The sequence below is a fragment of the Spirochaetota bacterium genome (assembly GCA_038043445.1).
GTDB lineage: Bacteria > Spirochaetota > Brachyspiria > Brachyspirales > JACRPF01 > JBBTBY01.
This window is the reverse complement of the sequence record JBBTBY010000043.1, coordinates 40313-51677: the sequence shown is the minus strand read 5'-3', so window position 1 is coordinate 51677 and position 11365 is coordinate 40313. Positions and strand designations below refer to the sequence as shown.

General features: G+C 56.2%; 12 protein-coding genes and 1 tRNA gene. 11 read left to right on the top strand and 2 right to left on the bottom strand.

What is annotated here, in order from left to right; genetic code table 11:
- Positions 1-28: 28 nt before the first annotated feature.
- The 8 genes from AABZ39_06630 (at position 29) to AABZ39_06595 (ending at position 6026) form a co-directional block, all read left to right on the top strand.
- Positions 29-805 (top strand): AraC family transcriptional regulator, encoded by a 777-nt coding sequence (locus AABZ39_06630; protein ID MEK6794432.1) that lies wholly within the window; start codon positions 29-31, stop codon positions 803-805.
- On the top strand, positions 802-1608 hold the full coding sequence (locus AABZ39_06625) for an AraC family transcriptional regulator (protein MEK6794431.1): 807 nt from the start codon (positions 802-804) through the stop codon (positions 1606-1608). The genes AABZ39_06630 and AABZ39_06625 overlap by 4 nt, the downstream gene beginning before the upstream one ends.
- Positions 1608-2522 carry an alpha/beta hydrolase-fold protein gene (locus AABZ39_06620; GenBank protein ID MEK6794430.1) on the top strand — a complete coding sequence of 305 codons (915 nt, stop codon included), beginning with the start codon at positions 1608-1610 and terminating at the stop codon, positions 2520-2522. The genes AABZ39_06625 and AABZ39_06620 overlap by 1 nt, the downstream gene beginning before the upstream one ends.
- A 65-nt stretch (positions 2523-2587) precedes the next feature.
- Positions 2588-2660 (top strand) — tRNA-Arg (locus AABZ39_06615).
- A gap of 19 nt (positions 2661-2679) precedes the next feature.
- Complete coding sequence (locus AABZ39_06610) at positions 2680-3222, top strand: HAD hydrolase family protein (GenBank protein MEK6794429.1); 543 nt, start codon at positions 2680-2682, stop codon at positions 3220-3222.
- Positions 3197-3739 carry an LPS export ABC transporter periplasmic protein LptC gene (gene lptC, locus AABZ39_06605; protein ID MEK6794428.1) on the top strand — a complete coding sequence of 181 codons (543 nt, stop codon included), beginning with the start codon at positions 3197-3199 and terminating at the stop codon, positions 3737-3739. The genes AABZ39_06610 and lptC overlap by 26 nt, the downstream gene beginning before the upstream one ends.
- Positions 3723-5012: an LptA/OstA family protein gene (locus tag AABZ39_06600; protein ID MEK6794427.1), complete on the top strand. Its 1290-nt coding sequence runs from the start codon at positions 3723-3725 to the stop codon at positions 5010-5012. Before lptC ends, AABZ39_06600 begins: the two co-directional genes overlap by 17 nt.
- 39 nt (positions 5013-5051) lie before the next feature.
- Complete coding sequence (locus AABZ39_06595; protein MEK6794426.1) at positions 5052-6026, top strand: N-acetylglucosamine-6-phosphate deacetylase; 975 nt, start codon at positions 5052-5054, stop codon at positions 6024-6026.
- A gap of 30 nt (positions 6027-6056) precedes the next feature.
- Here the strand turns inward: AABZ39_06595 and nspC are convergent, their stop codons facing one another.
- Positions 6057-7229, bottom strand: coding sequence for a carboxynorspermidine decarboxylase (gene nspC / locus AABZ39_06590; GenBank protein MEK6794425.1), 1173 nt, complete (start codon positions 7227-7229; stop codon positions 6057-6059).
- 269 nt (positions 7230-7498) lie between these two features.
- On the opposite strand from nspC, the gene AABZ39_06585 reads away from it, so the two are divergent.
- Positions 7499-8296 (top strand): hypothetical protein, encoded by a 798-nt coding sequence (locus tag AABZ39_06585; protein MEK6794424.1) that lies wholly within the window; start codon positions 7499-7501, stop codon positions 8294-8296.
- 4 nt (positions 8297-8300) lie between these two features.
- Here the strand turns inward: AABZ39_06585 and AABZ39_06580 are convergent, their stop codons facing one another.
- Positions 8301-9140: a PocR ligand-binding domain-containing protein gene (locus AABZ39_06580; GenBank protein MEK6794423.1), complete on the bottom strand. Its 840-nt coding sequence runs from the start codon at positions 9138-9140 to the stop codon at positions 8301-8303.
- A 105-nt stretch (positions 9141-9245) separates the two neighbouring features.
- Here AABZ39_06580 and AABZ39_06575 point away from each other — a divergent pair, with 105 nt between their 5' ends.
- Together AABZ39_06575 and AABZ39_06570 are read left to right on the top strand one after the other, a co-directional pair.
- A complete protein-coding gene (locus AABZ39_06575) occupies positions 9246-10274 on the top strand; it encodes a uroporphyrinogen decarboxylase family protein (protein MEK6794422.1) in 1029 nt (342 codons plus the stop codon).
- A gap of 68 nt (positions 10275-10342) precedes the next feature.
- Positions 10343-11338, top strand: coding sequence for a lysylphosphatidylglycerol synthase transmembrane domain-containing protein (locus AABZ39_06570; protein ID MEK6794421.1), 996 nt, complete (start codon positions 10343-10345; stop codon positions 11336-11338).
- Positions 11339-11365 lie beyond the last annotated feature (27 nt).

Sequence of the window (11365 nt, the reverse complement as noted above, 5' to 3'; positions counted from 1 at the left end):
TTGCCCATGCAATGGATACCATACGCACATGCGTATCGTTGAGATAGGATTCGGCTCCGTGCTCGCGGGCATGGAAACGCGCCCCCACGCGCACTCGGACGCCTGCGAGTTCCACTACTTCATGAGCGGTGAAGGCCGCTTCATCACGCGCGGTGAATCCTTCGATGCCAACCGGGGACGGATATTCTTCTCCCTCCCCGGCGACCGGCACGACACGGTGCTTGCCGGTACACGCAAGGTATCGCTCTTCTATCTTCGCTTTCACCCAAGTGCAGAAGATGATGCGCTCATACGACGCGTGCGTCAGCGCGTGCCGCTGAAGGGGCTTTTCATCGGCGTCGATCACCGCCATCTTTTTGATGAAATGATATGGCGTCATGAAAGCGGCGAAGAGGACATGCGCGAGGCGGCACGGCATGAGCTTATCGCCTTCTGCTATTCCCTCGCGGCGAAAGCGGATACGCCGCATGCGGAACGCGCAAGCCCGCATGTGCGCGCAGCGATCGCCTACATGCAGGAGAACGTGACATCATCGCTCACGCTCGCATCGATAGCCTCCCATGTCCGCGTGAACCCGTCGTACCTTGCGCGGCTCTTCAGGAAGGCCACGGGGTTCCCGCCGATAACCTATTTCATGAAGATGAAGATAGAGACGGCGCAGTATCTTCTCCGCGAAACGAACAGGCCGGTCACATCGATAGCGTCCGAGCTCTCCTTCTGCAACCCCTATCACTTCAGCTCCACGTTCAAGCGCCATGCCGGCATGTCGCCGCGCGCATATCGCACGGAGCGCCACGCCGTATGATACAGGCAGCCGGACTCAACAAGAACAAGAAGCCGTACTTCCTCAATACCTACGGCAGGGTGATGTACTATCATTCGGTCATCTATCTCATCAAGGGCGAGGGTTTCTTCGAGGACGACACCACCTCGCGCGTACGGCTTACACCGGGCATGGCGTTCTTCCTCTACCCCAATAGATGGCATTATTTCGATCCGAAGGCGGGCACACGGTGGACGGAATACTGGATAACCTTCGACGGCATCGATGCGGAAAAACGTTTCGGCGATCTCATACCGTCCGCGCCGCTTTACGATATCGGCCTTGACGACAGGATAGTGGCGGCGTACGAGAACCTCTACAATGCGTGGTATTTCAAATCGCCGGGGCATGAGGAGTATTCATCGCTCCTTCTCCATGAGATACTCACCCGCATCTATATGAAGATACATCGCTATCCGGAAACGCGGCAGCGCAACCCCGTCGAGCGGGTGAAATCGTATATGCGTGAGAACGTTGCGATGGCGCACATCGATTATAAGGAACTCGCGGAACGGGACGGACTGACCTATGAGCAGCTTCGCAAGAAATTCAAGGAGGAGACGGGCATACCGCTCACTACGTATTTTCTCATGCTCAAGATGAACCGCGCGAAGGAGCTCCTCCTTAATTCCGACGCGAGCATCAATGACATCACGAAACAATGCGGATTCGCCGGGCCGTACTATTTCTCGCGCTTCTTCAAGGAGCGGGAGGGTGTTTCACCCAAGCGCTTCCGGACGAAGTCGTTCAGTTACGCCGAACGACGTTACGCGGAGCGGCAGTAATGTTTGAAAAACAGACTGCCGCGGCGATCGTTTTCATCCTTGTCACCGGGGCAGCGTTCTCTGCTCCGCGCACGGGCGGCGGACGCGCCGTCGACCCCAATGCCATCGCGTGGGTGCATGAGCTTGCGCGCGCATCAGAAGGTGTGCGATACGAAACGTTCGAAAGCGCTTCGATGAAACATCCGGTCGGCTATGCGATATATCTCCCGCCTACCTACGAGAAGGGAACATCCGCGCGGTATCCCGTCATATACTGGCTTCACGGCATCGGCGGCAATGAGGCGCAGAGCTCGCGGCTCTCGAGCTATCTCAACGGGTATATCGCATCAGGAAAAGCGGAGCCTGCCATCATGGTGTTCGTCAACGGCGCGATATGGAGCATGTACCTCGATTCATTTGACGGAACGATAATGGTCGAAACGAGCATCATCAAAGAACTTATCCCGCATATCGATTCCCGCTACCGCACCGTCGCATCGAAGATCGGCCGCGCACTTGAGGGATTTTCCATGGGCGGTTTCGGCGCGCTGCATCTTGCGTTCAAGTACCCCGACCTGTTCGCATCCGTGGTCGTCTATGCCCCGGCAGTGTGCATGACGAATATGATAGCGCAGAGCCACGCCGATATCTTCCGCATCATGTTGAACAGCGACAGTGAACGCCTGACCGCAGAAGAGCCGGCTGGTCTTGCCGCACGTAACGCCGAGGCGATACGCTTATCGCTCCGCATACGCATCGCGGTAGGCACTGCTGATATTGTGTATCAGGGTGCGAAATGGCTCCATGAATATCTTTCGGCCCTTTCTATCCCCCATGAATACGAGGAAGTGCCCGGAGCGAAACATATCACCGGGAATTATTACGACGCTGTCGGCGAGAAGGGGTACCGGTTCCACGATGCTGCGAGGAAATAGAACAGGCACTCGGTTGCATTTCCATTCCAGTGGGATAGAATGAAAAAAACATCCATGGTATCTGCGGGGCTTTAGCTCAGATGGATAGAGCAGTGGTTTCCTAAACCGCGTGGGCAGGTTCGAGTCCTGCAAGCCCCATGACGAAAAGAGGCCGATCGTGTTCAGAACGCTGCGATATTACCTCATCAAACGCCGGCTCTCCCGCATCCGGCTCATCGTTTCGGACGTTGACGGCGTGCTCACCGACGGGCGCATTGTCGTGACCGATAAGGGCTATGAGCAGAAAAACTATCACTCGCGCGATGGTTTTGCGATACGATTGGGCCGCGAGATGGGGCTCTCGTTCGCCGTCCTAACCGCCCGCGATACCGAAGCGGTGCGCATACGGTTCAAGAAGCAGTTAAAGCTCACCCATGTGATAACCGGCGCAGCTGACAAAGGCAAGGCGATGGAAGCGATCCTCCGCGACTTTCACGTTACCCGTGAAGAAACGGCCTATATCGGTGACGAGTTCATCGATCTTACCGCGATGGCATACGCCGGTGTCGCGTTCGCCCCGAGCGATGCTGCACGAGAAGTGCGTCACGCGGCCGACTGGGTAACGCATGTGCCCGGCGGCGAGGGCGTGCTCCGTGAAACGGTCATGCTGATACTCCGCGCACAAGGACGCTCTCATGAAGCGCTTCGCCGCTATCGCTAGCGTCATCATTACTGCGCTTATCGCCTGCACCGATTTCAGCGGCAAGCAGCGCGGTCCGCAGAATTTCGAGCGCCCTCCCGAACTTGAGATGCAGGAAAGTTTCAGGAGCGAATATTACGACGGCAGCCGCAAGGTCTGGGAAGCGCATGCGAGCAATGCGCGGCTTTTTCAGGAGCGGCGCCTTACCGAGCTTCGCCACGTCCGCATACGATTGTTCAACGGGTCGAATGTCAGCGCACGGGTAGAGGCGGGCATGGCGAATCTGCATGCAGCGGATAATTCCATCGAGCTTATCAGCAATGTCGTCCTTATTTCGACGAACGGCACGCGGCTTTATTCGCATCGCATACTCTGGGATAATCGCCGGGGGAAGATGACGAGCACGAACATCGTTTCCATCGTCCACCGCAACGGCGACTGGATACGCGGCACCGGGATGGAAGCCGATATGGACCTCTCGCATGTCGTCATCAAGCATGAGGTCGATCAGGGGCACAGCTATGGTGCGATACGGTAGCGTCATAGCGTTCATCATTGCCGCGGCGCTCGCGTTCGCCGAGCCCGAGGTCACGCGCCGTTCCGGCGATACGATGACGTTCTCCAATCCCGAGCAGACGGTGACCTACGAGGGGAACGCGAAGTTCATCGACGGGAGCAACCGCATACTTTCCGATTACATGAAATTCTACCTCAACGACAATCGCGCGTTCTGTCAGGGCAATGTGCGTATATTCCTCTCGACGAACGTGCTCATCACCGCCGGCCGCGCCGATTACAGCGAGGTGACGAAGTCCGCCCGCGTAACGCAGCGTCCGGTGCTCTTCATGAAGAGCGAGAACATCACCGTCAAGGGCGATGAAATGCAGCGGCGTTTCGATAACGAGATCACAACAGCGACCGGCAATGTTTCCATTGAACGCATCGACCCGACGGCGGGCGAGCGCGTGCTCGGGTACGGCTCCATGCTCCGCTATGACGGTGCGCGCGCGCTGGCGACGCTCGCAGGTGCTCCGCGCATCGTCAGGAAGGGCGCCACCCTTACCGGTGAGCGCATGGAATATTCGACGGAACGCGAAAGCATCGAAGCGTTCGGCCGCGCCGCGATAATCTTCGACCCCGCCGATGAGGCGGGCACGAATCGCGAGAACACCATCACCGCCGACCGCATCCAGTACCTTTCCGCCGCAGGAACGAACATGGTGTACGGTTTCGGCGCCATCGCCGTGAGCGTCCCGCGCAATGATATGGTCATTACCGGCGGATTCACGGTATATGATATCGCCAATAAATTCGCACGCATGCTCAATGACCCCGTCTGCAGGTTCGTCACCCGCGAAACATCGGTCACTGCGGATGTCATCGAGTATTCGTTCGTCACGGGCAAAGAGGTCATCGATTTCCTCGACAAGGTCGTGCTCGTGGATAATACCGGCGGCATGATGATGAATGCGGGGCATATGCGTGTGTTCAGCAAGGACGGGTATACGCGGATAATGAAAAGCCCCATCGCCTATCTCGTCCGCGAAAAGATAGTGGTGACCGCCATCTATTTCGAACAGTTCGCCGGGAAGAACAAGCTGCGCGCCAACGGCGACGTCATCGTCCGGCGCGACGATGTGCATGCATATGCGGATATCGCTGTCTACGATATGAAAAGCGCCAAGATAAAGCTCTGGGGCGGCACGCCGAGGATGGTGCAGAAGGAACGGACCATTCACGCACGGGAAATAGTCATGAACGTGAAGAGCGGCACTGTTGAGCTTGTCGATCCCGAGGGTGCATTGCAATAGCATCGTCGGTCCCTTTGATATCATATTTATGGAGCTCGTATGAAGATACCCGGTTTCGTCGATGTGCAGGTGAACGGCTATGCGGCCATCGATTTTTCCGATCCGTCGCTCACGGATGAGTCCTTAGCGCAGGCCGCTGACGGCGTCCTCTCGTCCGGTACGGCGGGTTTCCTCCCGACCATCATCACCAGTCCGATGGCGGTCTACGAAAGGAACATCCCCCTCATCGTGCGCATGATGCGAACGGAGCGTTTCCGCGGACGCATACTCGGCCTCCATCTCGAAGGCCCGTTCATCTCGAAGGAGCCGGGCGCGGTCGGCGCGCATGACCCGGGTAGCGTTATCCCGCCGTCCACCGACGCGCTCGACAGGCTCATCGCGCTTTCCGAAGGGACGATACGGCTCATCACGATAGCGGCGGAAGTGCAGGCGGCCGATGCGTTGTGCCGCTACGCAGTATCGAAAGGGATAACCGTATCGCTCGGGCATGAGCTTGCATCATACCCGGACATGGTACGTCTTCGCGACGCCGGCGCACGCGCGCTCACGCATTTAGGCAACGGTGTGCCCAACATGCTCCCGCGCCATGATAATCCGATATGGGCCGGGGCCGCGATCGACGGACTTTCTGCCATGCTCATCACCGACGGGCATCATCTCCCGCCGCCGGTGATAACCGCGCTCATTCGCGCGAAAGGCGTTGCGAACGTCGTCATCACAAGCGACGCATCGCCGCTCGCCGGGATGCCGCCGGGGGAATATCATACCCTCGGCAATCGCGCGGTGCTCGAACCCTCGGGTAAGCTCCACAATCCGGACAAGGGATGCCTCGTCGGCTCATCGGTGATGATGCTCGCATGCGCCAATCACCTCAATTCGCTTGGCATCGTTACGGCGAAGGAGATAGTACTCATGGGGCTTGATAATCCGCTTGCGCTCATCGGGCTTTCACGAAAGAGCCTCGCCCCCGTGAAGAAGGGTGTGCGCTATGAGGGATCGTTCATCAAGCAGTAGGACTTTTCATTTTTGACCGCTTCTCGCCGCTCAGCTGAGACGCCCGCGGTAGTCAAGATATCCGAACGATCGGACATGCCGGAGCTTTCCCGTTCTGGTGTCGATGCGGTATATCGACGGGAGACCAACGCCGTTGAAAGTATTGTTCTTCACCATGGTGTAGTGAGCCATGTCGCCGAACACGAGTGCGTCGCCGACGGCAAGGGGGCTGTCGAAGGAGTAATCGCCGATGATATCGCCGGCAAGACAGGTCATGCCGCCGAGACGGTACGTATAACGCTTCTTCCCGGGCAATGCTGCGCCCTGTATCTCCGGACGATACGGCATCTCGAGCACATCGGGCATATGCGCTGCCGCGGATGTATCGAGGATGGCGATGTTCATATTATTGGAGAACACATCGAGCACGCGCGACACGAGCACCCCGGTATTGAGCGCGATAGCCTCGCCCGGTTCCAGATACACCGTAAGGTGATAGCGGTCCTTGAGATCGCGAATGATGCGAATGAGACGTTCGCGGTCATAGTCATCACGCGTGATATGATGACCGCCGCCCATATTGATCCACGATATCCTGTCGAAGTAGAACGAGAATTTCTTTTCGACGGCTTTGAGCGTACGCTCGAGCGAATCGCTCCCGAGCTCGCAGAGATTGTGGAAATGGAGCCCGTCGATACCGGCAAGCTCGCGGACGCCCGCCTTGAAATTCGCGATGGTTATCCCCAGCCGCGAATGCGGCGCCGATGGATCGTACAATCGGGTCTTTACCTCGGAATGTTCGGGATTAATGCGGACTGCGCATGAGAGCGACGGCTTTCTTTTCCTGACACGATCGCGCAAGCGCATCCACTGCGATATTGAATTGAAGCTGATATGATCGGCGTTGTCGACGATGCGGTCTATCTCATCGTCACGGTATGCCGGCGCATAGACGTGTACGTCGCCCTTGAATTCCTTCCTGCCGAGGAGCGCTTCGTTGAGCGAGCTTGCGGTGACACCGGAGAGATACTTCCGCACGAGCGGTGCATACGACCACATCGCGAAGCCTTTGAGCGCGAGTATTATCCGTGCGTCTGATTTCTCTCCGACATCCTTCAGTATCGAGAGATTATTCTCTATCGCGGCGTCGTTGACGAGATAGCATGGTGTGGAGAGCCTTCGTGTGATGTCGTCGGACAATTGTATGTCGCCGAATTTATTCATGATCCCCGCCGAAAAGATGCAGGCATTGTACACTGAAATCGATGATTTCTCAACGAATCGCCGAGACTGTCGCGGAAATACCATACGCCATTGAACATAATCGAACGACCGGAAGAAAAGCGGTAGAATCGATGAGAACAAGGGGTCATGACCCCTTGTTCTATGTATTCACGCCAGTCTACACCGATCATCCCCATCGAATTCACACATGCGGAATTCACACATGCGGATTGACGGTCCATAACAACTGCACTATACTATCAGTCACCATGCCGAAAAAAGATCTGATCCCCGGCACGACCGTGCGGTATGAATTTCCCCGATTGCCGAAAACGCTTCATGCCTTGACCGCGAACACAGATATACCCGCCTGTATGCAGGTATGCCTGCCGGCGAATTATACAACGAGCGGCGTTTTTCCCATACTGGTGTTCATACAAGGCGGTACGGGTGCGTACGGGGATACAAAGGATGCGGACCATGTCCGACGCATAGCGGGGGATGACGGCATCATCGGCGTCTCGCTGCCGTTATTCAAGAAAGAGGTCGACCCGAAGGAAGTGCATGCCGGCATCATGATAGAGGCCTATGATGATTATCCGATCATCAGTGAAAGCTATCGTGTGATGCTGACCAGGCTTTTCAAAGCGATACCGAACATCGATCATGGAAAGGGATCGATCGGAGGCTTTTCAAACGGAGGGCATACGACCGCGCTGCTGCTTTCAGCAGTTGATCCGTTCATCCTCAAGCATTTCAGTAATTATTTCATGGTCGACGGCGGGAATTATTTAGCCAGCATGCATAAGACCATTATGAAAGAGAAGAATATTCTGTATCTGATCGGCGGAGATCGGGAAGAAAGTGACCGCCGAACGATGCTGCAGCATATCGAGGACGATTGCGCAGAAGCAAAAGGCTACGGGGTGAACATCACCCTGATCACCATGCCCGGCGTAGGCCACGCATTCCCGGAGAAGTATTTTTCCACGCTGCGCGACTGGGTGCGAAGCATGCTCGCAAAAGGCCAGACGGGCGGGATGTCCGATGACGGACGCGTCGAATAGTACCCTACGGATGACGCAGCATTTTCGACGGGGACTTCCCGCGGTATTTCTTATACAGCTTCGAGAAATGGAATTGATCGGTAAATGCGAATCGTTCGGCTATCTCACCGATGGTAGCGCGCGGATGCTCCGCCGCATACTCCTCCGTTTTTCGTATACGCATCTCGTTCATGGTATGCCGGAAGCTTGCCTTCAGCACACTGCGGAAGATATGACTTGCGGTGGAAGGCTTTTTTTTCGCGGCGGCGGCAACATCGGCAAGCGGCGGGTTTTTCTCCGCATTGGCTTCCATGTACGCGAGCATACCCTCCAGTGCGGCATTTCCCGCGAGCGCGATATGATGCTTCGCTATCATATTATCGATGAGCGATCCGTATACTGCCAGAAAACTTTTCATCCTTTCCGGCGCTATGTACGGGAGTTCGGCAAATCTGCGGGAGAGCGTCTTTTTTTCTGCCGTCGTGCGTCCGCGAAACAGATCGGATGGAAAGCGCGTACGGTCGCGCACTTGTCCGATCATCACGAAACCGCAGAGCCTGCCGTGCAGTATCACGGGTGTTATCGCTTCAACAAGACCGGCGGGGCAGTGATAATGCACGGTCTGCCCCGACTCGGCCGCCGCCGCGCGCATTTCTATATCGCAGGCGCGGCACCTATCGGAGAAATCGAAGCGTGTCCGGAGAAGCGAGCAGAACGATGCAGACCCCTTGTTGAGCCCGGCGCGTATCTCGCGGCCGTTCACATCGAAGAATGCGATGCGCACGTCGAAAAGCGCGGTGAAATTATCGAAGAGGTCGGCGGCACCGCTTTTGAGTATCGTTTCGAACGCTCCGGTCATGTACATACTATATATCCGCTCGGCAGGAAAGTACATACTTTTCGGCAGGGTAGAACATTCCCCAAAACGACTATCGTGAGTAGTTTTGATGCAGAACTGACGGAGGAAACGATGACGAAACGAGATGTGGTCATATTGGCAATGGAAGGGAAACGTCCGCCGTACGTGCCCTGGAGCTATGGTTTTACGCAGGAGGCGATGCATACGCTGAAAGAGCATTACGGGCCGACGGCTAATTATGAAGCGATCTTCGACAATCACTATGCGGGCTTCGGCAGCGGTTTGGGTTTTTCTACCGACATCGGGAATGACCGCGTGCGCGATATTTTCGGCGTTACCTGGGACCGCTCGAGCGACAAGGACATCGGCGTCATCGAGGGGACGGTCATCGCACAACCGACGATGAAAGGGTATCAGTTCCCCGACCCGAAGAATAAGATGATCTTTGAGCGCATGCCCGAGGGTATAGCGCGCAGTGCCGACCGCTTCCGCGTGTTCAACATCGGGTTTTCGCTCTATGAACGCGCATGGACGCTTCGCGGCATGGAGAATCTCCTTATGGACTTCTATGAACACCCGGAATTCGTCCATGAAATCCTTTCCGCCATCGCCGATTACAATATTGCACAGGTGAAGGAAGCGCTAAAATATGATATCGACGCGATACATTTCGGCGACGACTGGGGGCAGCAGCAGGGGCTCATCATGGGTCCGGCGCTGTGGCGCGAATTCATCAAGCCAGAGCTTAAGCGCATGTACGCCGTAGCACGCGATGCGGGGAAATATGTCACGATACATTCCTGCGGCGACGTGGACGAGCTCTTCGATGATCTTATCGATATCGGACTCAACTGCTTTAATCCGTTCCAGCCGGAGGTGATGGATACCGCGGCGCTCATACGGAAATACCGCGGGCGTCTCGCTTTCCACGGCGGGCTTTCCACGCAGAAAGTACTTCCGTACGCGAGCGCCGATGGCGTGCGCGCCGAAGTACGGCGCCTCATCGATCTCGGTTCCGAGGGCGGGTATATCTTCTCGCCGGCGCATGCCGTTGAGGGTGATGTGCCGCTTGAGAACCTCATCGCCTTCATTGAAGAGATAAAAGAACAGGACGGATACCGCAAAGCGAAGGCGGCGTAACCCGGAATAGGAACGTTCATCGCCTTGACAGTGCCGTATGCACACGGTATACTGCCGGCACAACCGCGATGAAACAGAAACAGAAAATACCGTTCACGGCGATAAAGATCGTTGTCACCGCCCTCCTTCTCGGCGTGCTTGCATTCCTTGTGTATAAGGAATGGGCGAAGATATACGAAATGTTCTCCCGCATGCAGGTGCGGTATTTCGTGCTCGCTATGGCGCTTATGTTCGTGAGCATGTTCACGGGTTTCCTCGTGTGGCAGACGGCATTCCTGGCAACGCGCGTGCATGTGCACCCAGTCTCCGCGTTCCGCGCCTACTTCCTCGGTCTTTTCTATAACAATGTGCTCCCCACATCCATCGGCGGCGATGTCGTCAAGGTCATCGAGATGAAGGAGATGGGTACGCCGGTGGATACTACCGTGTCCGCTATACTCATCGACCGCGTGCTCACGCTCTACATCCTCATTTTCTCATCCCTGCTGTTCACACCGCTCATCATACGCTCGAAGATAGAGGCGGCGCAGGTGTCCGTTATCGTCGGTGCGTTCATCATCGTGACGATGCTGGCGGCGATAATTCTCTATAATGAGAGGACATTTGCGCTCCTCGTTCGCATCGTCCGGCGCGTCATCCCGTGGAAGAAGGTCTCGCATTTCATCATAACGGTCTTTGAATCGTTCCATCGGCTCAAGCACAAGCGGCGCTTTGCCCTGCTCATGGTCATATGCGTCATCGTCACGCAGACGCTGAGGATACTCTTCAACTATTTCATCGGACTTGCGCTCTCGCTCAACATCGCGCTCCCGTTCTATTTCGTCTGCATCCCGCTCGTCACGGTCGCGACGCTCATCCCCATTTCGCTCAGCGGGTACGGCGTGGCGGAACTGTCCGGCGCTTTCCTCTTCTCAAAGCTCCTTCCCGGCGTATCGTACTCGCAGGGAGGCATGCTCATGTTCACCGCGCATATCGCGCTCCTTATCGTCAATCTCGTCTGCGGTTTTGCATTCTTCATACCGAAGCGGGATCGAACGGGAAAAAGGCAGTACGTGTTCATGTGATTGACCAAGGATATCTTCGACGAGCTG